We start from the raw sequence: 25704 nt of genomic DNA on the forward strand, positions 1-25704 counted from the left end.
GGACCGCCATGAACGCCATCGTTCAACAAGAGGCCCGCGCCGTCGCGGCGCAATCGCAGCCCATCGACACGTCGCCCTTCGGGCGCTTCCTCGCCGCGCAGCAGGCCGGCATGTCGCTCGACCAGATCGAACGCATGATGGGCATGCAGATCGAGTGGGAGAAGCGGGAGAGCGAGAAGGCCTACAACGCGGCGTTCGCGGCATTCAAAGCCGAGGCCGTGAGGATCTTCAAGGGCCGCACCGTCACGGACGGCCCGCTGAAAGGCCGCGCCTACGCCGAGCTGCACGATGTCGTCGATGCCGTCACGCCGGCCCTGTCCCGCCACGGTCTCAGCGCCTCATGGAAGCTGACCCGGGATGAGAAGGACTGGCTGGAAGTGACGTGCACGCTGAAGCACATCAGTGGCCACGCAGAAGTCGTCAGCATGGGCGGACCGCCCGACGCCGGCGGCGCCAAGAACCCACTGCAGGCGCGGGCCAGTACCAAGAGCTACCTGGAGCGCTACACGCTCAAGGCCATCTGCGGGGTGGCTGAGGGCGGCGACGACACGGACGGCGAGGCGCCGCCAGCTCCTGTTCCGCTGGAGTTGCTGGCTCCTGCGCGCGAGGCCGCCGCGAAAGGCTGGGCGGCCCTGGCCAAACACATCAAGGGCCTGACTGAGCAGCAGCGCCAAGCCCTGGACCCCGAGAGCTACGCCCTCAAGAAGGCCGCGAAGGAAGCGGACGCCGCAAAGGATAAGCAAGCATGACCATGATCCACCACACCCACGCCCAGGGCTCGCCCGAATGGCTGGAAGCCCGGCGCGGCGTCGTCACCGGCAGCCGCTTCAAGGACGCGCGCGCCAAGCTCAAGAGCGGTGCGCCGGCCCAGGCCGCCCTCTCCTACGCCCACGACACCGCGCGCGAGCGCTGCGGCGGCGTGGTTCCGGCCAAGTTTCAGAACGCGGCGATGAAGACCGGCACCGAGCAGGAGCCGATCGCCCGCCGGCTGTACGAAGCCCGCACCGGCAACCTGGTCGAGGAGGTTGGGTTCTTCACGACCGAGGACCGGCGCTTCGGCCTGTCGCCGGACGGACTCATCGACGACGACGGCGTGCTGGAGATCAAGACCATGGTCTCGAGCGACACGCTCTTCACGGCCGTCGCTGATCAAGACCTGTCGGCCTATATGGACCAGTGCATGGGCTATCTGTGGCTGCTGGGCCGCAAGTGGGTCGACCTGTGTCTGTGGACGCCCGACTTCGCGCACCTCGTCATCCATCGCATCGAACGCGATGAAGCCGCCATCGAATCGCTGGAGAACGACATGGTCGCCTTCATGCGCCTGGTCGACAAGGCCGAAGCCACCCTGCGCGCCGCCCTGGCCGCCAACGATCAACAGGCCGCCGCGGCCGCATAAGGAGCCCCATGGCATCCGTCAACAAAGTCATCATCGTCGGCAACCTCGGCCGCGATCCCGAGACCCGCACCTTCCCCAGCGGCGGTCACGTCTGCAACATCCGAATCGCCACCACCGACCGCTGGAAGGACAAGCAGAGCGGCGAGATGCGCGAGCACACCGAGTGGCACAGCGTGGTCTTCCACGACCGCCTGGCCGAGATCGCCGACCAGTACCTGCGCAAGGGTGCCCAGGTCTACATCGAGGGCGCACTGCGCACCCGCAAGTGGCAGGACAAGGACGGGCAGGACCGGTACAGCACCGAGATTCGCGCCGACTCCATGCAGATGCTCGGCCAGCGCCAGGACGGCGGCGACCAGCGCGAGCAGCGCGGCCGGGACGACGGCTACGACGACCGCGGAACGCAGCGGCACCAGCAGCGCAACGACAACCGCGGCGATTCGCGGCAGGAGCAGCGCGGCAACGGCGGCGGCCGGACGGCCCCTCCACCGCGTCGCGCGGCGCCAGCGCCGGCACCGCGTCAGGGCGGCTCCAGCGGCTTCGACGACATGGACGACGACATCCCGTTCGCAGACCCCCTCGCCCGCCGCGGCCTGCACCTCGCCGTCTGAGCATGGCCACCTACCCCGATCAGCCCTGCGCCATGTGCCAGCGGCCGTTCACTCCCAAGCGGCTGCGCGCCAAGATCTGCGGCGCCTGGGAGTGCCGTAGCGCCCTGGGCGCTGCGACCGGCGCCATGTCAACGGCAGCGCGCCGCGCCAAGGTTCCACCGCGGATCGCCCCGATCCCGGGCAAGGCTCGCACCGTGCTGCAGCCCTGCATCGCCCCCTACATCGCAAGCCTGGCAGCAGCCAGCAAGTCCATGGAAACACGAGCATGAGCACCGAGATCACCGCGGTCGCGAAGACCGACACGCGCATCGACCTGCTGACGCGCGCCCGCCAGCACCTGCCGTTGGCGGCCGCCTCTTGGAACGAAGCCGAAGATCGGACTGCAGCGGACTTTCACGTCGCTGCCGTGCTGGGCCTGATCAAGGAGATCGACACAGAGTTGGCCGCGCCGGCGCTGGCGCCCGTTGAGGAAGCGGGTGGGAATCCGTCCGCCCCCTTCGACGGCTACCTCTGCAAGGCCTGGGGAGAAACCGAACTGCCCTGTGCCGAGGTCGTCCGCGACATGGCCGGCGTCCGCCGCTTCATCGTCCGCGAGTGGCTCAGCGACGACAACGCGCCCGACCTGCCCAAGATCATGGAGGAGATCGAGGCAGATCTGGAGCGTGAGAAGGCCTGGTTCACCCAGTTCGAGATCGGCGGTGCGAGCGTTGAGCCGGTCTACAGCTTCGGCGCCCCCGGAGCTGCTGCTGCGCCGGCCGACATCGGCATGCCCGAGGTCGGGTCCAACATCGTCAATGACGCATGCTGGAAGTTCGCGGAGGCGATGCCACACGATCTCCCAGGGCCGATCTGGAACGACCTGAAGCCGGCTCTGTACGCGGCGCTCACGCACTATCACCAGGCCGTCCTCGCAGTCCCACCCGTGGGAGGTACACATGGCTGACCACGAACTGCTGGCGCTCGGACTCAACCTGGCCATTCTGGCCATCAACGTCGGCGTGCTGGCCCTGTCGATCAAGATCTACACCGAGATCCTGAAAGACGGCGCCCAGAACCGCCGCGCCAAGGGAGGTGCATGATGCCCGAACTGTTCATGGTCTTCGACGTGGAGTCCATCGGGCTGCATGGCGATGGCTTCGCTGTCGCCTGGGTCGTCGTCAACCGTGTCGGCTACCGGCTAGACGAGGGCTGCCTGGCCTGCGACCCGAACCTGTGCAATGGCACCGCCGAGAGCCGGCGCTGGGTCTTGTTGAACGTGCCGTTTCTGAAACCAACCAGCCCGACGCCTCAGCACTTGCGCAACGCGTTCTGGCACGAGTGGCGGCGCTGGGCCGACCAGGGCGCGGTGCTGGTGGCCGACTGCGCATGGCCCGTGGAGGCCAACTTCCTGGCGGCTTGTGTGCGCCTCAACCACGCTGAGCGCGAGTGGCAAGGCCCCTACCCGTTGCACGACCTGGCGTCCATCCTGCTGGCCTGCGGCCGCGATGCGCTGGCCACCACGGCCCGCCTGCCTGACGAGATGCCGGCGCACCACCCGCTGATGGACGCCCGGCAGTCCGCGCGGCAGCTGGTCGAGGCCCTGGCCGCCGCACGCGCCGCGGCATTCCCACCCCCAGCGGAGGAACGTCGATGACCGCGCGCAAGTTCTGGACCGAGCGCGAGCTGCGCCTGCTGCGCGACCTCTACCCCGATCTGCTGGCCGAGACGGTGGCCCGACAGATCGGGCGCACAACGAAGGCTGTGCAGTTGAAGGCGCGAGAGCTGGGAATCCGCAAGAGTGCCGCCTTCATGGATGCTGAACGCGCTCGGCAGTGCGAGCGGGCCAGAACGCATCCGAACTGCATTGCAGCCCGGCTCACATCGTCAACCGCTGGCTGGAATCGTGGCGTAAAGGGCAGCACCGGAACGAGCGCAACGCGCTTCGTTCCTGGCAACAAGCCGCAGACCTGGAGGCCAGTTGGCTCCGAGTCGTACAACAAGGAAGGCCTTCTCATTCGGAAGGTCTCCGACACCGGCAATCGTCGGGTCGATTGGCGCCGAGTCGATGAGCTCGATTGGGAGGCCGTCCATGGGCCCATCCCGGCCGGGCACTTCTTGGTGCGACAGAGCGCGGCAGGCCGGGGCCTGGTGCTGCTCAACCGCGCGGAACTCATGAAGCGCAACAGCGTGCACGCCAACTACCCGCCCGAGATTGCGCGCCTGTCGCAGCTGCGCGGCGCCCTCACCCGACAGATCAACTCGCGCACCCGCGCACTGGAGCAACCATGAGCGCCAACCACATCAGCACCGTCCGCCAGCACCTGATCGACCAGCTGGCCGCCCTGCGCAAGGCCGAAGGCGCCGACGCCGTCAAGCTGGAGCTCGACCGGGCCAAGGGCATCAGCGACGTGGCGCAGGTCATCGTCAACAGCGCCAAGGTCGAGGTCGAATACCTGCAGAAGACCGGCCAGGCCAGCACGCCATTCCTGGAAGTTCCGCCCGACGCGCCCTACCTCACGACGCAGACCGACGACCTCCCCAATGGCATCAGCAGCATCACCCGGCACCGCCTGCAGGGCTGAGCCACCCTCCCCGCTGAAGGATCGAAATCGTGAGCCTCAAACCCGACACGCTGCGCATCGGCGGCCGCTACAACTGGAAGAACCAGCCCGAGCGGCTGGTTTATCTTGGCCTGTGCGAACCAAGAAACGGCCGGTGGCACCAGTTCGCCAAGGTGGATGCACCCGACGTTGTGTGGTGCGAAGTTATCGACGCCGACCTCTCGAACTTCGAGGTCACGCCTGCCGCTCGTCCGCAGTGCGCAGTCGGCGGAATGTTCCGGCCCGGCGTCATGTGCGGCAGCGTGATCGTCGGAGGCAAGCTCTGCGGCTTCGCGGGCGACTGCACCCACAAACGCGCCGCGGCGGCCTGATTCCCACGTTCTGCCGACATACATCCAAATGACCAGAAAGACACACCACCAACTTACCCGCGAGGCACTGGAATACGCGGCGTCCCTGCTGGAGAACGACGACTTCTTCGGCATCTGGCCGGATGAAACTGCCGACACCGAAGCGGCCGAGATGCGACTGCAGAAAGCCCACGAAGCCGCCGTCAAGCGCATCCGCACCCTCTCAGCGCGCCGGTCCAACATCACTCGGCACACACCATGACACCCCTTTTCGTCTTCATCTTCGTGCTGTTCTCCATCAACACCGAACAGGTGACTTCGCAGACCGTGCAGGTGACGAAGATCACCCGCATCGCTCGTGTCGGGCCGGTGCTGGACCTCCAGGCCTGCCAGAAGATGGTTCAGACCTGGCAGGCGGAGCACCCCGGAACGGGTGTGGGTGTCTGCGAGCCCGTACCCACCCGCTAACGCAAAGGAAATCCCATGACCACTGAACTGAACCAGCCCTCTGCAACTTGGCGGTGGAGTAAATACGTTACCGAGACAATCGCCCGTGCGATACAACCCGCCTCGACGCCGGGAAGCCGGAGTCAAGCCAAGAGTCCGCACCCCTTGACGGTAGACCTTGTGAGACGCTTTGCTGCGGCCTTACTGGAAAAGCTAACCGCCGCGGAGCAGAAATACGGCTACAGCGACGGCTGGGCGTCCCCCGACTGGATGGATGAATGCCGCAGAAAGCTGTTGGAGCACATCGCCAAAGGCGACCCGCGCGACGTAGCCGCCTACTGCGCGTTCCTGTGGCATCACGGCGCATCGACATCGAAGCCTGATGACCCGGACTCCGCAGATGCTGCTAGGTATCGGCTGCTGCGCCGCTACATGGTGGACTGCGCCATCGTCCGCGGAAAGTCCGGCGTGTTTCTCGATGAAGCGCTGGACAAAGAGATGGGAAGGATCGCTTCACTGGTAGCACAGGGTGGAACCATCTTGTCCGGGTCTGCCGCCGATGTAGCCCAAGAGTTTGCGATGAGCCAGTTCGCCACCCGCGCGGACCGCGATGCGGCCATGCTAGAGGAAATCGCCAGACTGAGGGCGGATGTCGGGAAGGCGGCGCCGATCTCGCGCGCCGACTGGACCGCCGCCGCGAAAGCCTTCTACATCGAGGCCGGCGACGACGAGAAGACAGCCGCCGAGTGCGCGCGATGGATCTGCAACCAGCAAGACTGGTGGGGTGGTGAGGTCGGCGACCCCCGATTTGAGGCGCAGGAAGACCTGCAAGGCCGAGACCGGCCAAAGATTCCGACCCCCGAGGGCTACACGTCGGACGGCTGGATCAACGTAGACGACCGCCTCCCGGCCTTTGCCGAGGACGCGGAAGACGACGGCGTGAAGGTCTACACCTGGGATGGCGAGCTCGTCACCGAAGACGAGTTCATGCCCGAGTATGAGCAGCCGGCAGGCCCTGCGGTCGGCGGCTGGATGCGCACGGGTGAATGGTTCGCCAGCGACAACCTGCATCGTGTCACGCACTGGATGCCGCGCCGCCTGCCGGCCGCCCCGGTCGCCGCAGCCACAGCAAAGGACAAGCCATGACCGATTCCGAAGCCATCGAGAAGGCCCAGGGCGTGGCCCGCTGCCTGACCTACAACGACGACAAGCCGCAGGCCCAGGCAAAGCACATGCTGCACGAGCTGGCCCACCGTCTCGGCGCCAAGACGCTGCGCGTGAAGAAGACCCGCGACGGCTTCATGCTCATCAGCGCCATGGGCCAGTGTCGCTACCTGGGGCCGCGCGAGGCGCTGCTGTACCGGCTGTTCGGCGTCATGCCGCCGATGAACCCGGCTCGCCCCAAGGCCGCCACCCCAGGAGGTTCCCATGCAACGTGATATCCCCCACCAGCTTGACGGGCTGGCAGCGTATCTTCGCGGCACCTGCGCGGCACTGCGCGGCCTTGGCCAGAACGATCAGATCGTGCAAGCGCACTTCGAGCAAATGGAGCGATGGGCGGCAGGCGTGGACGTGGTGCGGATGGCAGCCTACCAAGAGGCCGCAGCACTCGCATCTGCGCCAGATGCTGTCGGCCCGGCGCGGGCGCCAGATGACTGGCGCCAGTACGCCACAGAGCGCGAGGAGACGGCGCAGGCCGTGATCGAGCGCCACCGCCGCGAGCTGCAGACCACCGGGGGCATGCTGGCCGCGGCTCGCACACGGATCGCCGAGCTGGAGGCTGCATCTGCGCCAGAAGCCGAGCCCTACGGATGGGTGTACGAGCGAGCCGACGGGTTCCGCATGCTGCACAAGGCCGGCGACTGCCAGGAGGCAAAGCTGGCCGCAGACCGGGATGCGGCCGAGCGCTACCCGGACGTCCATCGGCTGACCACGGTCTATGCCGCCCCGGTTTCCGATCCCCAGGCACAGGTGGTGGCAACGCATCCAGCAATGGAGGCGGCTGCTCGCTGGGTTGAAGCCCGCCGTGACGCCTACGTCAACGAGCATGGAAGCTACGACCCCGACACCGGCGGCACGGACTTCCCCGGCGACGGCGCCGAGTACGTGCAGGAGCTGGAAGAGATCGCGGAAAGCCTGCGCGCCCTCGCGCCGCTGCCTGAACCTCGGGTGGACGACTTGGCCCACACGGTGCGCCGACTCGCCCATTCGCTCCGCCAGGCCGCGCCCAGTAATGATCTGCCCGGAAAGGCGCTGGACTACCTCAAGCGCCACGGCCTGCAGGGCTCGCCGTTGCGCGCCGCCCAGGAGCAGGGAGAGCAGCGACCCGAGCCGCTGCCGTCGCTCGCGCGCTGGAGCCAGCATGGCTGACGCGATTACCCTTCAAGAGCGCATCGCCGAACTGGCGGAGGATTACGGATCGCTGCGCGCCGCGGCCAGCGCGTTGGGCTGCGATGCCGGCTATCTGTCTCGGCTGGCCAGCGGTCAGAAGACCGAGCCCAGCGACGCGACGCTACACGCCCTTGGCCTTCGCCGCGTCGTCAGCTACGAGCGCGCCGCCCAGGAGAGCGCGCCATGAGCTTCATTGCAGACTTTGCCTTTGCGCTAGTCCCACTGGCCGGCCTCGCCGCAGCTGCCGCTTGGATCACGACGACCGACCGATTCAAGGCATGGCGCGAGCGCCGAGACTGGCAGGCTCGTCAGCTCGACCATCTGCGGATACTGATCACAGGCGATGCGCGATGGCTCGCACACGACCCGGTGGCACGAGCCCTGACCGAGCGCTACGAGGCCGCCTTGCGCGACGACTGGTACACGCTTACGCATCCAAGCAGCGACGCGTTTCGCCGTCAGATCGGACTGGAGCCGAACTACGGCCGGGCCCAATTTCTACCCTCAGAGCAGCCACATGGAAAGGAAGGCGCATGACCAAGCAGACGATCACCATTGAGGTTGCCGACGACGAAGTGCTCGTGGCCATCAAGCGCGGCGAGCACTATGACGATGTACACCCGGACCTGGTGCTGGAGGACTTCAAGGCCGCGCCGCAGGCATTCGACCACCGCGTGGTGTGGCCCGCGACCCATGGAAAGGAAGGTGCGTGATGGCCGAACCGTCCGTCTACCGCCACTTCGACGGCATGTGCTGGCCAGCCCCGGGAAAGCGCCTCAACGAGCTGGAGTGGGCGGCTCGCTACGCCGGGCAGTTGACGATGAGCGAGCGGCTGGTAGCCGCGTCGGTCCTGTCCGCATTCACGGAACTGGTCCGGCTGCCCGAGCGCCAGCGAAACAAGATCATCGGCGAGCTTCGCAAGGGGCCGGCGGCCACCTCTGGAGAAAAGCCATGAACGACAGAGACGCCTTCGAGGCACACTGGCTGACCACGCGCGGCAAACGGAGCGCCGAGCGACATCTGAAGCGCCGGGCCGAACAGCCCCAGGTCTACGCGTGCGACTCGGCAAACCGGCACTGGGTCACATGGCAGGCGGCGCGCGTGGGCCTGGTCGAAGACCTTTGCGCTCGCATCAAGGCCGCAGACGATGCGGCAGCCGACGGCGACTACATGCTGGACAGCGATGACTGCATAAGCGTGCTGCGCGGGACTTGGAGATCGGAGCCGCCCCATGCCTGACCCGACGCTCTTGCCCCGCCCATTCTGCGGCGATACCGCCGACGTAGCGGAAGACTCGGACCGGTTCGGCTGGGCCTGGCAGGTGTTCTGCCTCAAATGCGACGCCAGCACCGGCTACTGCCAGGACGAAACCGCCGCCATCGCCACCTGGAACGTGCGCGCGCCGGTTCCCACCCTCTCCCTCGGGACGTCGAAAGGTGCGACATGAACGTCCTGTTCCTTGACATCGACGGCGTGCTGAACAGCCACCGCACCGCGGTCGGCCTGGGCGGCATCCCATGGTGCAGCGATTTGCGCACGCGGCCAGAGCGCATGCAGCTTCTCGATCCGGTCGCCGTCGGACTGCTGCGCGCCGCGTGCGCCGCCGCGGGCTTGAAGATCGTTCTGTCTTCCACCTGGCGCAAGGATGCCGAGTGGACGAGCCTGGGCGCGGCGCTTGATCTGCCGATCATTGACCGCACCCCGACCATGCTCGGCATCCGTGGCTCCGAAATCGCAGCCTGGCTGGAGGCGCATCCCGAAGTCGAGAGCTACGCCATCGTGGACGACGACAGCGACATGTTGTCCGAGCAGATGCACCGATTCGTCAAGACCAATGGGGCCCACGGCTACGGATGGGAAGAGCACGTCAAGCTGTGCGACCTGTTCGGCGTGGGCTACTTCAACCAGGCCAACCGCGGCCGGCCTCTCTCGCCCGCCAAGGCCCTGGACTGGGGAGAGCCGCAACCAACGCCATGAGCACCGCTCCCTGGCCAGACCAACCCGAGCCCGCCCCGTGCGGGCTTTTTCTTTGGAGATCGTGATGAGCGAATTCCTCGAAACCCCTGACGTCCGAAAACTCACCGGCTTCGCGGACCACACGAAGCAAGACGCCTGGCTCACCGAGCAAGGCATACCGCACCGGGTCGTGCGCAAGAAGATCATCGTCTCGACCGAGCATGTCCGGCGCTGGCTGGAAGGCAAGCGCATGGTGTCGTCCAACGGCCCGAACTGGTCCAAGGCGGCGTAGCGATGCCCAAGATCACGAAGCACCCGCGCCTGCGCACTAAGGTCTACAAAGGCAAGGGCGGGCAGGCCTATGTCTACTACGTCTACGACATGCGCCCTGATGGTCAGCCCGACATCCGTCTCGGGTCCGACTACGCCGAGGCGATCCAGAAATGGGACGAGCTCTACAACCACAAGCCGCGAACGATCGGCCGCCTGCAGGAGGCGTTCAACCGGTGGCGCAACGAGCTGCTGCCGACTTACGCCAGCGAGGAAACCCGCAAGGGCTATGCCAAGAACCTGAAGCGGCTGGAGGGCATCCTCGGGGAGATGAGCTGGGAGGAGATCACGCTGCCCGTTCTCCGGTCCTATCTGGACCACCGTCCGGCCAAAGTGCAGGGTAACCGGGAGATGTCATTGCTCCAGGTGATCTGGGGTCGCGCCCTCCTGTGGGGCATGACCGAGAAGCCATGGCCAGCCCAGGGCATCAAGAACTGGAAGAACCCCGAGCAGGCGCGAGAGTTCGAGGTCACCGACGAGCTGTTCGCTGCGGTCTACGCCGAGGCCGACCAGGTGCTCAAGGACTGCATGGACATCGCCAGCGCCACGGGCCTGCGCCTGACCGACGTGCGGACGATCCGGGTGCCGGCCGATGGCGCGCTGCAGATCAAGACCAGCAAGAGGGGCAAGCCGGTGCGCTTTGTCGTCGCCGACTCACCGGTCCTTACGGATGTGGTCGAGCGGCGGCCGAAGAAGGCGCACAGCGTCATGCTGCTGACGACGCCGACCGGCCGGCAGGTGTCTGCGCGGATGCTGAACGACCGGTGGGACGACGCGCGCGCGAAGGCTGCGAAGAAGGCAGAGAAGGCCGGTAATCCAGAGTTCGCCGCGCAGATTCGGGCTATGTACAACCGCGACATGCGCAGCCGCGCGGCTGACTTGGCGGGCGACGTAGACGAGGCGTCAAAGCTGCTGCAGCACAGCAGCAAGGCGCTCACCGAGAAGCACTACCGGACCAAGGCGCAGACCTTGAAGGCGGTGCGATAAATCGTAGGCGCCAAGTTTGGTTTCCATTCGGGGCCTGACCGGCCCCGGATGCGCCAACTATCGGCCGAAATGCCGCATGGTTAAGCCATTTCGCATGGGCACTCAAAATCCCCCACCGAAAGGTGTGCCGGTTCGATTCCGGCCCCGGGCACCATCGCTTCAGTTCGAAGCGATTCATCACCACACTCCAAAGTCTTTGGAAACCAGGGACTTGCAAGAGTGACGATGGTTCACGGGGCGCCAGGCCGCGCAACCAGATCCCGCGCTTGCGTCTCCCCAAGATGCTCCCAGAGTGAAATTTGTTTTTGACAATTTCAGGCTTCGGGGGACACCCATGGGCATACACAGTGAGGGTCGCAAACTACGGGATGCGGCTCAGGATCGCTTGCACCATCCGCTGATCTGTTCACCCCTGCGTTGAGCCCTGGCGCTCGTTATTACGCTCCAGCAAGCAAAAAAGGCACTTAGCGAACCCGCTAAGTGCCTGATTTTTCTACCAAATTTGGTAGGCGCGATTGGAATCGAACCAACGACCCCCACCATGTCAAGGTGGTGCTCTAACCAGCTGAGCTACGCGCCTGTCGTAAGCCCACGATTATAGACAGAGTTTTGGCGCTCTGTCATCTCTCTCGCAAAAAATTTATCGACGGCGTGCCGAGCGCACGCCCTGCACTTCGGCCACCACGCCCAGCACGCGCGCCAGTCGCGCCGCATCGGCGACCTCGACCGTGAAGGTCATCCAGGCCGTGCCCTTGACGGACTGGGTCTGCACGCCGATCACGTTCATGCGCTCCTTGGTGAAGACGTCCGAGATGTCGCGCAGCAGGCCTTGCCGGTCGGCCGCTTCCACGGCCACGTCGACCGGGTACACGGCCCTGGTTTCCTGGCGTTGCTGGCCCCACTCGACCTCGATCACGCGCTCGGCGTTGCGCGCCGCCATCTCGCGCAGGTTGCTGCAATCGGCCCGGTGGATGCTGACGCCCTTGCCGCGCGTGACGAAGCCGACGATGGCATCCGGCGGCGCAGGCTTGCAGCACTTAGCCAGCTGGGTCATCAGCGAATCGATGCCGACCACGAGCACGCCGCCCTTGTGCGCGCTGCGCGCCTTCTTGAGCAGCGGAACCTCGTCCTGCGGCGGTGCGGCGGGGCGCAACAGCAACTCGATGTTGCGCAGCGAGTATTCGTCCTTGCCGACCACTTCGAACAGCCCGTCGGCCGACTTGAAGCCCAGCTGGGTGGCGATGTCGTCCAGCTTGAGGGCGGTCTTGCCCTCGCGCTGCAGCAGCTTCTCGACGGCCTCGCGCCCGCGCGCCACGGTGGCGTGCAGCGCCGCCGCGTTGAACCAGGCCCGCGCCTTGGCGCGCGCGCGGTGGCTGGCCAGGTAGCCCAGTTCGGCGTTGAGCCAATCGCGCGAGGGTCCGCCTTCCTTGGCCGCCGTGATTTCCACGGTCTGGCCATTCTGCAACGGCGTATTGAGCGGCACCATGACGCCGTCCACGCGCGCGCCGCGGCAGCGGTGGCCCAGGTTGGTGTGCAGCGAGTAGGCGAAGTCCACCGGCGTGGCGCCGGCCGGCAGTTCGACCACGGCCGCATCGGGCGTCAGCACGTAGATGCGGTCGCTGAGCAGGTCCGTGGCGCCACTGGCCGGCAGGCCCTCGGGCCGCATGGCGCCCGACAGATCGCGCTCCCAGGCCAGCAGCTGGCGCAGCACGGCGATCTTGGCGTCGTAGGCACCGCTGGCGGAGACCCCAGCATAGCCCTTGGCACCGGCCTCCTTGTAGGCCCAGTGCGCGGCCACGCCATGCTCGGCATGGTCGTGCATGGCCTGCGTGCGGATCTGGATCTCGATCGGCCGGCCCGCCTCGTCGCCGTCCAGGCGCGGCCGCACCACAGTGTGCAGCGACTGGTAGCCGTTGCCCTTGGGCTTGGCGATGTAGTCGTCGAACTCGCCCGGCACGGGCTGGAAGTGGGCGTGCACCCAGGCCAGCACGGCGTAGCAATCGGCCACGGCCGGCACGATCACGCGCAGCGCGCGCACGTCGAAGACCTGGGCAAAGTCCAGCGACTTGCCGCGCATCTTCTTGACGATGCTGTAGATGTGCTTGGGCCGGCCCTGCACCGTCGCGGCGATGCCTTGCGCCCGCAGGTCGGCCTCGACCGTCGCGCGCAGCTGGGCCATGCCGGCCTCGCGCTCGACGCGCTTCTCGTCCAGCAGCCGCGCCACCTCCTTGTACGTGACAGGCTCCAGGAAGCGGAAGGCCAGGTCCTCCATCTCCCACTTGATCTGCCAGATGCCCAGGCGGTTGGCCAGCGGCGCGAACACCTGCAGCGACTCGCGCGCCATGGCCTCGGCCACCGGCGTCTTGCTCGCGGCATGCCAGCGCAGGGTTTGCAACCGCGAGGCCAGGCGCAGCATGACCACGCGCAGGTCGCGCGAGAACGCCAGCAGCATCTTGCGCACGGTCTCGGTCTGCACGCCGGCGTCGTCGACCAGGTGCCCGGATGACAGTGCGCCGCGCGACAGCCGCTGCACCCGCATGAGCTGCGTGGTCTCCACGGCCAGCGTCGCGAAGTTCTCGCCGAAGGCCTTGGCGATGACTTCGTGCGGCCGGTTCAGGTGCACGCAGGCGTGCACGAGATAGCTGGCGGCCTGCATGGCTTCGGAGCCCCCCACGTCGCGCAGGATGGCGGCCACGGCATCGGCATGGGCCAGCGTGTTCTCGCCCGAATCCAGGGTCTCGTCGGCGATCAGCGGCTCGGCGAAGGCGCGCGCGCGCGCCAGCGCATGGACTTGGTCGGCCAGGGTGCGTTCGCTGGCCGCGATCAGGTCGTTGACGGGGACGGGCGTGCTCAACGGCCCTGCCGGCTGCGCGCTGGACGCCTTCACCACGGGCTCTTCGCTTCAGTCACGCCGCAGGAACTCCACCACGGCCTGCCGCTGGTCATCGGCGACCAGCGTCGGCGCATGGCCAACGCCTTCGAACTCCAGCAGCCGCGCGCGCGGGCCGCGCTGCACCATCTGCTCGGCCGTGGCCCGCGCCAGCAGGTCAGACTCGGCCCCGCGCAGCAGCAGTGTCTCGGCCTCGAGGCGGTCATACAACTGCCACAGCACGGCCTCGCCCTGCTCGGCCGCCTGTTGCGTCAGCGTCCTGAAGGGCTCGGCGATGCGCGGGTCGTAGTGCAGCACCAGCGGACCGTCCGGCGCGCCGGCCACGGCCGGCCGCACCATGTGGCGCGACAGGTCCAGCCACTGCTGCGGGCTGTGGGGGCCGAAGCCGGTGGAGACGGCCCACATGGCCTCAGCCGCCTGCTCGAGCGAGGCATAGCTGCCGCCCTTGCCGAGGTAGGTGCCGATGCGCTGCAACGCTTCCCACTGCACCACCGGGCCCACATCGTTGAGCACCAAGCTGCGCACGGGCGCAGGCAGTGGCAGGCCGGGCTGGCCGGCCACCACCAGTCCGATCAGGCCGCCCATGCTCGTGCCGACCCAGTCCAGCCGCGTGATCGGCGACTGCGCCTGCAGCTGCGCCAGCATCGCCAGCATGTCGGCAACGTAGACCGGGATCTGGTAGTGCGCCGAATCCGCCAGCCAGTCGCTGCGGCCGCGGCCCACGACATCGGGGCAGACCACGCGCATGTGCGGCGCCAGCATGCGCGCCAACGCATCGAAGTCGCGGCCCTGGCGCGACAGCCCGTGCACGCAGACCACCACGTGCGGGTTGCCAGTGTCGCCCCATTGCCAGTAGGCCATGCGGTGGCCATCCGCGCCGCCGGGCGTGGCTGCAGGGCCCGGACAGACGACATGGTGCAGAACAGGAGCGGTCATGGTGCAGGATTCGTGAGATATGCGGCCAGCTGGCCCATCCTAAAGGATAGGCGCCGGCGCTGCCGGGCGGGCCGCCGCGCGGGTCCGCCGAATGGCGTACGCGCGCGGCCGGCTGGCTTCAGCGCAGCTGCACGCCGCCCGAGACGGTCACCGTGACGGTGCTCTTGCCGGCCTCCACCGGGACCGGCGCCGAATCGGCGTAGGAGGCCTTGGCCTGCATGGGCATCATGCGCGGCCGCGGCATGCCGCCCTCGTCGGCCATCACCGACACCTCGCGCAGACCGTAGTCGGCAAAGCCGAAACTCTTGGCGATCTCGGCTGCCTTGGCTTTGAACTGCGCGATGGCCTGGGCCTGGGCCTGGCCTTCCACACGCGCCCGCTCCTCGCGGCTCAGGCTGAACGCGACCTGGCCCACCGTGAGACCCTGCACGCGCCCGGCCGCACTGCTGATGCGGCCGAAGTCGCGGCCCTCCAGCACGATCTCGGCCGTGCCCTGCCAGGTGCTGATGCGCCCTTCCTTGGTGTAGCGCGGCGACAGGCTGAAGGCACCGCTGCGCACATCCATCTGGCCGGGCTGGGCGGATTTGCGCGCCTCGGCCAGGGCCGCGTCGATGGCGGTCTTGAGCTGGCTTTGCACGGCCGCGGCGTCGGCCGCCTCGCGCGTGGTGCTGAGGGTCATGCTCAGGAAATCCTGCGGCACCTCCACCACGCCCGAGGCGGACAACTGCACCACGTTCTGCGGCACTGGCTGCACGCCCTGCGCGTGTGCTGGCAGCAGGACAGCGGCGCCCAGGCAGGCGGCCAGCAGCGAAGAATGCAGACGGGAACGGGACATGGGGACAAAGCCTTTCATCAAAAAAACGGACCGTAGCACAGCCTTGGCCGCGCCCTTTTTCATGGTCGACGCGATTCGTATACATCTCATGAAGCCACTGCGCGCACTTGTAACAGTGTGTGCCGAACGGGGCTTTTCGCCGAAATCGCCGCCAGACCGTTGCAGAATTGCCGCTGTTACACATTTCCCAGCCTGCCCATGTCCCAGACTTCTTCCCGACCCGACAAGATTTTGGTAGTGGACGACGACTCGCGCATCCGCGATCTGCTGCGTCGCTACCTCGTGCAGGAAGGCTTCGAAGTCATCCTCGCAGAAGACGGCAAGGCGCTGAGCCGGCTGATGCTGCGCGAAACCGCCGACCTCATCGTGCTGGACCTCATGATGCCGGGCGAGGACGGCCTGTCGATCTGCCGCCGCCTGCGCGCCGCCAACGACCGCACGCCCATCATCATGCTGACGGCCAAGGGCGAGGACATCGACCGCATCGTCGGCCTGGAAGTCGGCGCCGACGACTACCTCGGCAAGCCCTTCAACCCCCGCGAACTGCTGGCGCGCATCCACGCCGTGCTGCGCCGCCGCCCCGTGAAAGAGGCGCCCGGCGCGCCCTCCACCGACAACGAGGTCACGAGCTTCGGCCCGTTCGCGTTCGACCTGGGCGCGCGCACGCTGCGCAAGAACGGTGAAGAACTGCCGCTCACGACCGGCGAGTTCGCCATGCTCAAGGCCCTGGTGCGGCATCCGCGCCAGCCGCTGTCGCGCGAGAAGCTGGCCCTGCTGGCCCGCGGCCGCGAATTCGAGCCCTTCGACCGCAGCCTGGACGTGCAGGTCTCACGCCTGCGCAAGCTCGTGGAACAGGACGCCGCCGCGCCGCGCTACATCCAGACGGTCTGGGGCGTGGGCTACGTGTTCGTGCCGGACGGCGCCAACTGAGGCAGCACGCTCGCCTGTCGTGCCGTTCAGTCGCAGCACGCAGCCCCCCGACTTCCCGGACGCCACCAGTCCGGCACCGCTGGAGCTGCTGCCCCCCAAGAAGAGCATGGTCCGGTCGCTGCTTGCGATCAACATGTTCTGGCGTACCTTCATCCTGCTGGCCGTGCTGCTGCTGGGCAGCATGCTGGCCTGGCTCAAGACCATGCGCGAGCTCGAATTCGAGCCGCGCGCGCTGCAGACAGCCCAGCAGATCGCCGCCCTGGTCAACCTCTCGCGTGCCGCCCTGCAGTACGCCGACCCGATCGCGCGCGTGTCGCTGCTCAAGGCCATGGCCGAGCAGGAGCGCGTGCGCATCGCGCCGCACGAGCCGAGCGACACCTATGTGCCGCTCGACGATGACGCGCTCGATCGCCGCATCGTCGCGGCCCTGGCGTCGCGTCTGGGGCCAGACACGGTGGTGGCCAGTGCCGTCAACGGCGAGCCCGGCCTGTGGGTCGGCTTCACGATCAACGGCGACCCGAACTGGCTGCAGACCGACCGCGAGCGCTTCAACCCCGGTGGCGGCCGCACCTGGCTGGTCTGGCTGCTGACCACGGGCGGTGTCTCGCTGGCCGGCGCGGCGCTGATCGCCGGCCTCATCAACCGCCCGCTCAAGCGCCTGCTGGTGGCCACGAGCCGCGTCCGCGAGGGCGACTTCGATGCCGGCCAGTTGGACGAAGGCGGCGTGACGGGCGAGATCCGCGAGGTGAACATCGGCTTCAACCGCATGGCACAGCGCCTGGCCAAGATCGAGCAGGACCGCGTGGTCATGCTGGCCGGCATCTCGCACGACCTGCGCACGCCGCTCGCGCGGCTGCGGCTGGAGACGGAGATGAGCGTGGCCGATGCCGATGCGCGCGCCCACATGGTGGCCGACATCGAGCAGCTGGACCGCATCATCGACAAGTTCCTCGACTACGCGCGGCCGGACCACATGGACCTCAAGCCCGTCTCGCTGAACAAGATCATCGACGCCTGCTGCTATGCCGTGCGCGACCACGAGGACATGCGCATCAAGGTGCAGTTGCCCGAGCCGTTGATGGTCATGTCGGATGCCACCGAGCTCGCGCGCGTGCTGTCCAACCTGTTGGAGAACGCGCGCCGCTACGGCAAGACGCCCGGCACGGACGTCGCCGACATCGACATCGCCGCCAAGGGCCGCGACGAGTGGGTGCTGATCAAGGTGCGCGACCGCGGCCCGGGCGTCAGCGAGTCGCAGCTGGCCGACCTGTCCAAGCCCTTCTTCCGCGGCGACACCGCGCGCACGGCCGCCACAGGCGCGGGCCTGGGCCTGTCCATCGTCGACACCGCCATCCAACGCATGGGCGGCCAGTTCCAGCTGGCCAACACCCGCACGGGCGGCCTGGCCGCCCACATCAAGCTGCGCCGCGCGCTGCGCTGATCAGACCGCGCGCTCGAGCAGCACGGCGGCGCGCGCCTCCATGCTCTGGCCCTGGCCCACGGGGCCGAGCTTCTCGGCCGTCTTGGCTTTGACGTTCACCTGGTCGACCTCCAGCCCCAGCGCCTGCGCGATGCCCGCGCGCATGGCCGGGATGTGCGGCATGAGCTTGGGCGCCTGGGCGACGACGGTGCTGTCGATGTTGGCGATGCGCCAACCCTTGGCCGCGACGCGGCGCGCCGCCTCGACCAGCAGCTTCATCGAGTCGGCACCCGCGAACTGCGGGTCGGTGTCGGAGAAATGCGTGCCGATGTCACCCAGCGCGGCTGCGCCCAGCAGAGCGTCGGTGATGGCGTGCAGCAGCACGTCGGCATCGGAATGGCCCAGCAGCCCCAGGTGGTAGGGGATCGTGACCCCGCCGATGATGAGTTGCCGGCCCGGCACGAGCGCGTGCACGTCCCAGCCTTCGCCAATGCGGAAGTTCATGGTTTTTCTCCGGCCCGGCCGCGCAGCACCTGCTCGGCCAGTGCGAAATCCTCGGGATAGGTCACCTTGAAGTTGAGCGCGCCGCCCGGCACCAGCCGCGGCGCCAGGCCCAGGGCCTCGATGGCACTGGCCTCGTCGGTCACGGCGTCGGGGTCGCTTGCGAGTGCGGCGTCGAGCGCGCGGCTCAACAGGCCGATGCGGAACATCTGCGGCGTCTGCGCCAACCACTTGTCGTCGCGCGGCAGCGTCGCGGCCACGCGGCCGCTGCCGTCCTCCTGCTTGAGCGTATCGGGCAGCCGGTGCGCGAGCAGGCCGCCGACCGGATCGTCCCGGCAGGCCGCGACCAGCGCCTCGATCTGGGACGGCGTCACGAGGCAGCGCGCGGCATCGTGCACGAGCACCCAGTCGTCGCCGCGTGCGCCCTGCTCGAACAGGTCATGCAGACCGTTGCGCACGCTGCGCGCACGGGAGTCGCCACCGCAATCGCGCACCACGCAGGGTGCGCTGTGGTGTTCGAAGAAGTCGTCACCGGGCGCCACCACCACGAGCACGTCGCGGATGGCGGGCACGGCCGCGAAGGCGGCCAGCGTGTGCATCACCATGGGCTGGCCGGCGATGCTCTGGTATTGCTTGGCCAGCGTGGCGCCCGGCGCCTGCGCACGGCTGCCGCTGCCGGCGCAGGGGATCAGCGCGTACAGGCGCTGCGCGGTTGAAGATTCGCTCATCGGCACGATTCTAGAAAGGCAGGACACCCTGCCTACAATCCACGCAACACCCCCCGCCCTCACCCGGCGGGGGGCTTTTGCGTTTTGCGCCCACGCCCACTTCCATGGATCTCCCCAAGCTCATCCCCGGCAAGCGCTTCACCTTGCCCCGCCCGCCCGGCTCGGCCGACGCACTGCTGCTGGCCCGGCTGGCCGAGCGCGAGAAGGCCGGCGGCAAGGTCGTCGCCATCGTCACCTCGGACGCCACCGACGCCCAGCGCCTGCTGGAGGAACTGCCCTTCTTCGCGCCCACGCTGCGCTGCGCACTGTTCCCGGACTGGGAGACCCTGCCCTACGACACCTTCTCGCCGCACCAGGACCTGATCAGCGAGCGCCTGGCCACGCTGTGGCGCCTCTACGCGGGCGCGGCCCAGGGCGATCCCGCGGCCGGCGTGGACGTGGTGCTCGTGCCCGCCACCACCGCGCTGTACCGCGTCGCGCCGCCCAGCTTCCTGGCCGGCACCACCTTCCAGTTCAAGGCCAAGCAGCGGCTGGACGAAGCGCGGCTCAAGTCGCAGCTCACGCTGGCCGGCTACAACCACGTGACCCAGGTCGTGAGCCCGGGCGAGTACGCGGTGCGCGGCGGGCTGATCGACCTGTTCCCCATGGGCTCGCCCGTGCCGTACCGCGTCGACCTGTTCGACGACGAGATCGATTCGATCCGCACCTTCGACCCCGACAGCCAGCGCAGCCTGTATCCCGTGCCCGAGGTGCGGCTGCTGCCCGGCCGCGAGTTCCCGATGGACGACGCCGGCCGCGCGCGTTTCCGCAGCCGCTGGCGCGAACTGCTGGAGGGCGACCCCACGCGCAGCCGCATCTACAAGGACATGGGCAACGGCGTGGCCACGGCCGGCATCGAGTACTACCTGCCGCTGTTCTTCGAGGAGACGGCCACCGTCTTCGACTACCTGGGCGCTGGCGCCACCGTGGTGCTGCACGGCGACCTGGAAGCCGCGTTCCAGCGCTTCTGGCAGGACACGCGCGAGCGCCACCGCGTGCTGGTGGGCGATCCGGACCGGCCGGTGCTGCCGCCCGAGGCGCTGTTCCTGTCCAGCGAGCAGTTCTACGGCCAGGCCAACGCCCACAGCCAGCTCGCGCTGCGCCCGGCGCAGGCCGCGGCGGCCGAGGCCGCCCCCTACGCCGAATTTGCGCCCCTGCCCCCGCTGGCCGTGGTGCGCGGCGCCGACGAGCCGCTGGCGCGCCTGTCCAGCCATCTGCGCAACACCCAGCAGCGCATGCTGCTGCTGGCGGAATCCGACGGCCGGCGCGAGAGCCTGCTGGACTTCGTGCGTGCGAGCCAGCTACAGCCCCCCGTGTTCGACAGCCTCGCGGAATTCGAGGCCAGCAGCGAGCGCCTGGGCATGGCCACGGGCGCGCTGGGCGCGGGCTTCGCCTGGCTCGAGGGCGGTATCGACTTCGTCACCGAGACCGAGCTGTTCGCGGCCGGCCCGACGGCGCGCCGGCGGCGCAAGCAGGAACAGGTCAGCGACGTCGAGGCGCTGATCAAGGACCTGGCCGAGCTCAACGTGGGCGACCCCGTGGTGCACGCCGCGCACGGCATCGGCCGCTACCTGGGCCTCGTGAACCTGGACCTGGGCCAGGGCAGCACCGAATTCCTGCACCTCGAATACGCCGACAAGGCCGTGCTCTACGTGCCCGTCAGCCAGCTGCACCTGATCAGCCGCTACACCGGCGTCAGCGCGGCCGAGGCGCCGCTGCACAAGCTGGGCTCCGGCCAGTGGGACAAGGCGCGCCGCAAGGCCGCCGAGCAGGTGCGCGACGCCGCGGCCGAACTCCTCAACATCTACGCGCGCCGCGCCGCGCGCGAAGGCCATGCCTTCCGCTACTCGCCGCAGGACTACGAGGCCTTTGCCAACGACTTCGGCTTCGAGGAGACGGCCGACCAGAAGGCCGCCATCCACGCCGTGATCCAGGACATGGTCTCGCCCCAGCCCATGGACCGCCTGGTCTGCGGCGATGTGGGCTTCGGCAAGACCGAGGTCGCGCTGCGCGCGGCCTTTGTCGCCGTCACGGGCGGCAAGCAGGTGGCTTTCCTGGCGCCCACCACGCTGCTCGCCGAGCAGCACTACCAGACCCTGGTGGACCGCTTCTCCAAGTGGCCGGTCAAGATCGCCGAGATGAGCCGCTTCCGCTCGGCCAAGGAGATCACGAACGCCGCCAAGGGCCTGGCCGACGGCAGCGTGGACATCGTGGTCGGCACGCACAAGCTGCTCTCCAGCTCGGTCAAGTTCAAGAACCTGGGCCTGCTCATCATCGACGAGGAACATCGGTTCGGCGTGCGCCACAAGGAAGCCATGAAGGCCATGCGCGCAGAGGTCGACGTGCTCACGCTGACGGCCACGCCGATCCCGCGCACGCTGGGCATGGCGCTCGAGGGCCTGCGCGACCTGTCGGTCATCGCCACCGCGCCGCAGCGGCGCCTGGCCATCAAGACCTTCGTGCGCAGCGAGAACAACGGCGTGATCCGCGAGGCCGTGCTGCGCGAGTTGAAGCGCGGCGGCCAGGTCTACTTCCTGCACAACGAGGTCGAGACCATCGAGAACCGGCGCGCCAAACTCGAGGAGCTGCTGCCCGAGGCCCGCATCGCCGTGGCCCACGGACAAATGCCCGAGCGCGAGCTCGAGCGTGTGATGCGGGACTTCACGGCCCAGCGCAGCAACCTGCTGCTGTGCTCGACCATCATCGAGACCGGCATCGACGTGCCGACGGCCAACACCATCGTCATGAGCCGTGCCGACAAGTTCGGCCTGGCCCAGCTGCACCAGCTGCGCGGCCGCGTGGGCCGCAGCCACCACCAGGCCTATGCCTACCTCATGGTGCCCGACGTGGACGGACTGACCAAGCAGGCCCAGCAGCGGCTCGAGGCCATCCAGCAGATGGAGGAACTGGGCTCGGGCTTCTACCTGGCCATGCACGATCTGGAGATCCGCGGCGCGGGCGAGGTGCTGGGCGAGAACCAGAGCGGCAACATGCTGGAGGTGGGCTTCCAGCTGTACAACGAGATGCTGTCCGAAGCCGTGCGCAGCCTGAAGGAAGGCAAGGAGCCCGACCTGCTGGCGCCGCTGTCGGTCACGACCGAGATCAACCTGCACGCGCCCGCCCTGCTGCCCGACGACTACTGCGGCGACGTGCACCTGCGCCTGTCCTTCTACAAGAAGCTGGCCACGGCCAAGAACAGCGACCAGGTCGACCGGTTGCTGGAGGAGATCGTCGACCGCTTCGGCAAGCTGCCCACGCAGGCCCAGACGCTGATCGACGTGCACCGGCTGCGCGTGCTCGCGCGCCCCTATGGCGTGGTCAAGGTCGACGCCGCGCCCGGCGTGATCCATATCACGTTCAAACCCGACGCACCGATCGAGCCCATGCGCATCATCGAGCTGATCCAGAAGAACAAGCACATCAAGCTCGTGGGCAACGAGAAGTTGCGCATCGAGCGCGCCCTGCCCGAACCCAAGGACCGCGCGCAGATGGTGCGCGACGTGCTGCGCCACCTGGGCCAGCCCGTGGCCCAGGCCGCCTGAATTCGATTAACCCCAAGCCTCCCATGACTGCATCCACCTTCGCGCCCGGCCTCGTGGTCCGCGGCTTCATGCCGCCGCTGGCGCTGTCCGATTTCAAGCTGATCGCGTTCGACATGGATTCGACGCTGATCAACATCGAGTGCATCGACGAGATCGCCGACGCGGTCGGCAAGAAGGCCGAGGTCGCGGCCATCACCGAGGCCACCATGCGCGGCGAGATCCGCGACTTCAAGGAGAGCCTCACGCGCCGCGTGGCACTGCTGCAGGGCGTGCCGGTCGCTGCACTGCAACAGGTCTATGACGACCGCCTGCGCCTGAATCCAGGTGCATCCGAACTCGTTGCCGCCTGCAAGGCCGCCGGCCTCAAGGTGCTGCTGGTCTCGGGCGGCTTCACCTTCTTCGCCAACCGCGTGCGCGACCGTCTGGGCATCGACTTCGCGCGCTCCAACCTGCTCGACGAAGCCGACGGCCTGCTGACGGGCCGTGTCGTGCCGCAGGCCTGGGGCGACATCTGCGACGGTGCCGAGAAACGCCGCACGCTGCTGGAGGTCGCCTCGCTGCTGGGCGCGACGCCTGCGCAATGCATCGCGGTCGGCGATGGTGCCAACGACCTGCCGATGATGAGCGAAGCAGGTCTCTCGGTGGCCTACCACGCCAAGCCCAAGGTGCGCGAGCAAGCCATGGTGTCGATCGAAACCGGTGGGCTGGACCGCCTGCTCGAACTGCTGCGCCACTGACGGCCCGCCCGGCGGCACGGGCGCGGGGAAACGATTTTGCAGGCCGATGCGCCGCGGTGTTGAAAGGGTTTTGGATGTCCCGCAACACCGCGCTTATTTGTTTGCAAGTCGGCGGCGGGGAAGGACTATGATGGTTCAGAACCTTCTCGCCAAACGCCCACCAAAGCGTTGACAGCTGTTCCCAATTCACAGGAGAAACGATGTCGATCTTTGCCCGTTACCAGGACCGATTCGAAGCCGCCCAGGAAGAGGAAATGTCGGTCCAGGAATACCTGGAACTGTGCAAGCGCGATCCGACCGCGTACGCCAGCGTGGCCGAACGCATGCTGCTGGCAATCGGCGAGTCGGAGCTGGTGGACACGCGCACGGATCCGCGCCTGTCGCGCATCTTCGCCAACAAGATGATTCGCGTGTACCCGGCGTTCCGCGACCTGTACGGCATGGAGGAGGTGATCGAAAGCATCGTCGCCTACTTCCGCCACGCAGCCCAGGGCCTGGAAGAAAAGAAGCAGGTGCTGTATCTGCTGGGCCCGGTGGGTGGCGGCAAGTCCTCGCTGGCCGAGCGGCTCAAGTACCTGATCGAGAAGGTGCCGTTCTACGCGATCAAGGGCTCGCCCGTGCACGAGTCGCCGCTGGGCCTGTTCGATGCGAACGAGGACGCCGGCATCCTCGAAGGCGACTACGGCATTCCGCGCCGCTACCTCAACACCATCATGAGCCCCTGGGCCGTCAAGCGGCTGCAGGAGTTCGGCGGCGACATCACCAAGTTCCGCGTGGTCAAGATCCGGCCTTCGGTGCTCAAGCAGATCGCCGTGTCCAAGACCGAACCCGGCGACGAGAACAACCAGGACATCTCCTCGCTGGTCGGCAAGATCGACATCCGCAAGCTCGAGACCTATTCGCAGGACGACCCGGACGCCTACTCCTACTCGGGCGGCCTGTGCCTGTCCAACCGCGGCGTGCTCGAATTCGTGGAAATGTTCAAGGCACCGATCAAGGTGCTGCACCCGCTGCTGACCGCCACGCAGGAAGGCAACTACAAGGGCACCGAAGGCTTCGGCGCGATTCCGTTCGACGGCCTGATCCTGGCCCACTCGAACGAGGCCGAGTGGCAGGCCTTCCGCAACAACCGCAACAACGAGGCCTTCCTCGACCGGATCTACATCGTCAAGGTGCCCTACTGCCTGCGCGTGGCCGACGAGATCAAGATCTACGAGAAGCTGGTCACCAACTCCTCGCTGGCCGAAGCGCCCTGCGCGCCCGACACGCTGCGCATGCTGGCGCAGTTCTCGGTGCTGTCGCGCCTGAAGGAGCCCGAGAACTCGTCCATCTTCTCCAAGATGCGCGTCTACGACGGCGAGAACCTCAAGGACACCGACCCGCGTGCCAAGAGCTTCCAGGAGTACCGCGACTTCGCCGGCGTCGACGAAGGCATGACCGGCCTGTCCACGCGCTTCGCATTCAAGATCCTGTCGCGCGTGTTCAATTTCGACCACCGCGAGGTGGCGGCCAATCCCGTGCACCTCATGTACGTGCTGGAGCAGCAGATCGAGCAGGAGCAGTTCCCGCCCGAGGTCGGCGAGAAGTACCTGCGCTACATCAAGGAGTTCCTGTCGCCGCGCTATGCCGAGTTCATCGGCAAGGAGATCCAGACCTCGTACCTGGAGAGCTACTCCGAGTACGGCCAGAACATCTTCGACCGCTACGTGGTCTACGCCGACTTCTGGATCCAGGACCAGGAGTACCGCGACCCGAACACGGGCGAGATCCTGGACCGCGGCGCGCTCAACGACGAGCTCGAGAAGATCGAGAAGCCCGCCGGCATCTCCAATCCCAAGGACTTCCGCAACGAGGTCGTCAACTTCGTGCTGCGCGCACGGGCCCGCCAGGACGGCAAGAACCCGGCCTGGACTTCCTACGAGAAGCTGCGCGCCGTGATCGAGAAGAAGATGTTCTCGAACACCGAGGAGCTGCTGCCCGTGATCTCGTTCAACGCCAAGGCCAGCAACGAGGAGCAGAAGAAGCACGCGGACTTCGTGAACCGCATGATCACCAAGGGCTACACCGAAAAGCAGGTCCGCCTGCTCTGCGAGTGGTATCTGCGCGTGCGCAAGTCCTCGTGAGAAAGGCCCTAG

At 67.4% G+C, this 25704-nt stretch carries 34 protein-coding genes and 1 tRNA gene; 29 read left to right on the plus strand and 6 right to left on the minus strand.

What is annotated here, in order from left to right:
- Window positions 1-8 precede the first annotated feature (8 nt).
- The 24 genes from IE209_RS04515 (at window position 9) to IE209_RS04630 (ending at window position 11011) form a co-directional block, all read left to right on the plus strand.
- Complete coding sequence (locus IE209_RS04515) at window positions 9-749, plus strand: ERF family protein (protein WP_189685769.1); 741 nt, start codon at window positions 9-11, stop codon at window positions 747-749.
- The gene (locus IE209_RS04520) at window positions 746-1399 is read left to right on the plus strand and encodes a lambda exonuclease family protein (protein WP_229882684.1); all 654 of its coding nucleotides are present in this window, start codon (window positions 746-748) and stop codon (window positions 1397-1399) included. The genes IE209_RS04515 and IE209_RS04520 overlap by 4 nt, the downstream gene beginning before the upstream one ends.
- A gap of 8 nt (window positions 1400-1407) precedes the next feature.
- Window positions 1408-2010 (plus strand): single-stranded DNA-binding protein, encoded by a 603-nt coding sequence (gene ssb / locus IE209_RS04525; protein WP_189685770.1) that lies wholly within the window; start codon window positions 1408-1410, stop codon window positions 2008-2010.
- A gap of 2 nt (window positions 2011-2012) precedes the next feature.
- Window positions 2013-2279, plus strand: a complete 267-nt coding sequence (locus tag IE209_RS04530; protein ID WP_189685771.1) for a hypothetical protein — start codon at window positions 2013-2015, stop codon at window positions 2277-2279.
- On the plus strand, window positions 2276-2953 hold the full coding sequence (locus IE209_RS04535; RefSeq protein ID WP_189685772.1) for a hypothetical protein: 678 nt from the start codon (window positions 2276-2278) through the stop codon (window positions 2951-2953). The genes IE209_RS04530 and IE209_RS04535 overlap by 4 nt, the downstream gene beginning before the upstream one ends.
- Entirely contained in the window at window positions 2946-3089 is a 144-nt protein-coding gene (locus tag IE209_RS04540) for a hypothetical protein (RefSeq protein ID WP_189685773.1), read from the plus strand. Before IE209_RS04535 ends, IE209_RS04540 begins: the two co-directional genes overlap by 8 nt.
- On the plus strand, window positions 3089-3643 hold the full coding sequence (locus IE209_RS04545; RefSeq protein ID WP_189685774.1) for a hypothetical protein: 555 nt from the start codon (window positions 3089-3091) through the stop codon (window positions 3641-3643). The genes IE209_RS04540 and IE209_RS04545 overlap by 1 nt, the downstream gene beginning before the upstream one ends.
- Window positions 3640-4278, plus strand: a complete 639-nt coding sequence (locus tag IE209_RS04550) for an HNH endonuclease (protein ID WP_189685775.1) — start codon at window positions 3640-3642, stop codon at window positions 4276-4278. Before IE209_RS04545 ends, IE209_RS04550 begins: the two co-directional genes overlap by 4 nt.
- The gene (locus IE209_RS04555; RefSeq protein WP_189685776.1) at window positions 4275-4571 is read left to right on the plus strand and encodes a hypothetical protein; all 297 of its coding nucleotides are present in this window, start codon (window positions 4275-4277) and stop codon (window positions 4569-4571) included. The genes IE209_RS04550 and IE209_RS04555 overlap by 4 nt, the downstream gene beginning before the upstream one ends.
- Window positions 4572-4600: 29 nt before the next feature.
- The gene (locus IE209_RS04560) at window positions 4601-4921 is read left to right on the plus strand and encodes a hypothetical protein (protein ID WP_189685777.1); all 321 of its coding nucleotides are present in this window, start codon (window positions 4601-4603) and stop codon (window positions 4919-4921) included.
- Window positions 4922-4949: 28 nt separating this feature from the next.
- Window positions 4950-5162 carry a hypothetical protein gene (locus tag IE209_RS04565; RefSeq protein WP_189685778.1) on the plus strand — a complete coding sequence of 71 codons (213 nt, stop codon included), beginning with the start codon at window positions 4950-4952 and terminating at the stop codon, window positions 5160-5162.
- Window positions 5159-5368, plus strand: a complete 210-nt coding sequence (locus tag IE209_RS04570) for a hypothetical protein (RefSeq protein WP_189685779.1) — start codon at window positions 5159-5161, stop codon at window positions 5366-5368. The genes IE209_RS04565 and IE209_RS04570 overlap by 4 nt, the downstream gene beginning before the upstream one ends.
- Window positions 5369-5383: 15 nt before the next feature.
- Window positions 5384-6493 carry a DUF551 domain-containing protein gene (locus IE209_RS04575; protein ID WP_189685780.1) on the plus strand — a complete coding sequence of 370 codons (1110 nt, stop codon included), beginning with the start codon at window positions 5384-5386 and terminating at the stop codon, window positions 6491-6493.
- Window positions 6490-6786, plus strand: coding sequence for a hypothetical protein (locus tag IE209_RS04580; protein WP_189685781.1), 297 nt, complete (start codon window positions 6490-6492; stop codon window positions 6784-6786). Before IE209_RS04575 ends, IE209_RS04580 begins: the two co-directional genes overlap by 4 nt.
- Window positions 6776-7717 (plus strand): hypothetical protein, encoded by a 942-nt coding sequence (locus IE209_RS04585; protein ID WP_189685782.1) that lies wholly within the window; start codon window positions 6776-6778, stop codon window positions 7715-7717. Before IE209_RS04580 ends, IE209_RS04585 begins: the two co-directional genes overlap by 11 nt.
- The gene (locus tag IE209_RS04590) at window positions 7710-7925 is read left to right on the plus strand and encodes a hypothetical protein (protein WP_189685783.1); all 216 of its coding nucleotides are present in this window, start codon (window positions 7710-7712) and stop codon (window positions 7923-7925) included. The genes IE209_RS04585 and IE209_RS04590 overlap by 8 nt, the downstream gene beginning before the upstream one ends.
- Window positions 7922-8275, plus strand: coding sequence for a hypothetical protein (locus IE209_RS04595; RefSeq protein WP_189685784.1), 354 nt, complete (start codon window positions 7922-7924; stop codon window positions 8273-8275). The genes IE209_RS04590 and IE209_RS04595 overlap by 4 nt, the downstream gene beginning before the upstream one ends.
- A complete protein-coding gene (locus IE209_RS04600; RefSeq protein ID WP_189685785.1) occupies window positions 8272-8451 on the plus strand; it encodes a hypothetical protein in 180 nt (59 codons plus the stop codon). The genes IE209_RS04595 and IE209_RS04600 overlap by 4 nt, the downstream gene beginning before the upstream one ends.
- Window positions 8451-8693 (plus strand): hypothetical protein, encoded by a 243-nt coding sequence (locus tag IE209_RS04605; RefSeq protein WP_189685786.1) that lies wholly within the window; start codon window positions 8451-8453, stop codon window positions 8691-8693. The genes IE209_RS04600 and IE209_RS04605 overlap by 1 nt, the downstream gene beginning before the upstream one ends.
- Window positions 8690-8977: a phiTE_015 family protein gene (locus tag IE209_RS04610; RefSeq protein ID WP_189685787.1), complete on the plus strand. Its 288-nt coding sequence runs from the start codon at window positions 8690-8692 to the stop codon at window positions 8975-8977. Before IE209_RS04605 ends, IE209_RS04610 begins: the two co-directional genes overlap by 4 nt.
- Entirely contained in the window at window positions 8970-9185 is a 216-nt protein-coding gene (locus IE209_RS04615) for a Lar family restriction alleviation protein (protein ID WP_189685788.1), read from the plus strand. Before IE209_RS04610 ends, IE209_RS04615 begins: the two co-directional genes overlap by 8 nt.
- Window positions 9182-9715, plus strand: coding sequence for an HAD domain-containing protein (locus tag IE209_RS04620; protein WP_189685789.1), 534 nt, complete (start codon window positions 9182-9184; stop codon window positions 9713-9715). Before IE209_RS04615 ends, IE209_RS04620 begins: the two co-directional genes overlap by 4 nt.
- 64 nt (window positions 9716-9779) lie before the next feature.
- A complete protein-coding gene (locus IE209_RS04625; RefSeq protein WP_189685790.1) occupies window positions 9780-9986 on the plus strand; it encodes a DUF4224 domain-containing protein in 207 nt (68 codons plus the stop codon).
- 2 nt (window positions 9987-9988) lie between these two features.
- Window positions 9989-11011, plus strand: coding sequence for a site-specific integrase (locus IE209_RS04630; RefSeq protein WP_229882685.1), 1023 nt, complete (start codon window positions 9989-9991; stop codon window positions 11009-11011).
- A gap of 503 nt (window positions 11012-11514) precedes the next feature.
- On the opposite strand, the gene IE209_RS04635 is transcribed toward IE209_RS04630, so the two are convergent.
- The 4 genes from IE209_RS04635 to IE209_RS04650 form a co-directional block, all read right to left on the minus strand.
- Window positions 11515-11591: transfer RNA gene (locus tag IE209_RS04635), tRNA-Val, on the minus strand.
- Between the two features lie 60 nt (window positions 11592-11651).
- Window positions 11652-13898, minus strand: coding sequence for a RelA/SpoT family protein (locus IE209_RS04640; RefSeq protein ID WP_189685791.1), 2247 nt, complete (start codon window positions 13896-13898; stop codon window positions 11652-11654).
- Between the two features lie 15 nt (window positions 13899-13913).
- Window positions 13914-14837: an alpha/beta fold hydrolase gene (locus IE209_RS04645; protein ID WP_189685792.1), complete on the minus strand. Its 924-nt coding sequence runs from the start codon at window positions 14835-14837 to the stop codon at window positions 13914-13916.
- 118 nt (window positions 14838-14955) lie between these two features.
- Window positions 14956-15672 (minus strand): SIMPL domain-containing protein, encoded by a 717-nt coding sequence (locus tag IE209_RS04650; RefSeq protein ID WP_189685793.1) that lies wholly within the window; start codon window positions 15670-15672, stop codon window positions 14956-14958.
- Between the two features lie 198 nt (window positions 15673-15870).
- Here IE209_RS04650 and ompR point away from each other — a divergent pair, with 198 nt between their 5' ends.
- Together ompR and IE209_RS04660 are read left to right on the plus strand one after the other, a co-directional pair.
- Window positions 15871-16602, plus strand: coding sequence for an osmolarity response regulator transcription factor OmpR (gene ompR / locus IE209_RS04655; RefSeq protein WP_145545401.1), 732 nt, complete (start codon window positions 15871-15873; stop codon window positions 16600-16602).
- A 19-nt stretch (window positions 16603-16621) separates the two neighbouring features.
- Complete coding sequence (locus tag IE209_RS04660; RefSeq protein ID WP_229882686.1) at window positions 16622-18043, plus strand: sensor histidine kinase family protein; 1422 nt, start codon at window positions 16622-16624, stop codon at window positions 18041-18043.
- On the opposite strand, the gene ispF is transcribed toward IE209_RS04660, so the two are convergent.
- Window positions 18044-18526 carry a 2-C-methyl-D-erythritol 2,4-cyclodiphosphate synthase gene (ispF, locus tag IE209_RS04665; protein ID WP_189685794.1) on the minus strand — a complete coding sequence of 161 codons (483 nt, stop codon included), beginning with the start codon at window positions 18524-18526 and terminating at the stop codon, window positions 18044-18046. It lies immediately after the preceding gene.
- A complete protein-coding gene (gene ispD, locus IE209_RS04670) occupies window positions 18523-19251 on the minus strand; it encodes a 2-C-methyl-D-erythritol 4-phosphate cytidylyltransferase (protein WP_189685795.1) in 729 nt (242 codons plus the stop codon). The genes ispF and ispD overlap by 4 nt, the downstream gene beginning before the upstream one ends.
- 104 nt (window positions 19252-19355) lie before the next feature.
- On the opposite strand from ispD, the gene mfd reads away from it, so the two are divergent.
- The 3 genes from mfd to IE209_RS04685 all read left to right on the plus strand — a co-directional run bounded on the left by mfd (window position 19356) and on the right by IE209_RS04685 (window position 25692).
- Window positions 19356-22832, plus strand: coding sequence for a transcription-repair coupling factor (gene mfd, locus IE209_RS04675; RefSeq protein ID WP_189685796.1), 3477 nt, complete (start codon window positions 19356-19358; stop codon window positions 22830-22832).
- A gap of 23 nt (window positions 22833-22855) precedes the next feature.
- Window positions 22856-23569, plus strand: a complete 714-nt coding sequence (gene serB, locus IE209_RS04680) for a phosphoserine phosphatase SerB (RefSeq protein WP_189685797.1) — start codon at window positions 22856-22858, stop codon at window positions 23567-23569.
- Between the two features lie 200 nt (window positions 23570-23769).
- Complete coding sequence (locus IE209_RS04685; RefSeq protein ID WP_189685798.1) at window positions 23770-25692, plus strand: PrkA family serine protein kinase; 1923 nt, start codon at window positions 23770-23772, stop codon at window positions 25690-25692.
- The last annotated feature ends 12 nt before the right edge of the window (window positions 25693-25704 follow it).

Source organism: Pseudorhodoferax aquiterrae (genome assembly GCF_014652235.1).
GTDB lineage: Bacteria > Pseudomonadota > Gammaproteobacteria > Burkholderiales > Burkholderiaceae_C > Pseudorhodoferax > Pseudorhodoferax aquiterrae.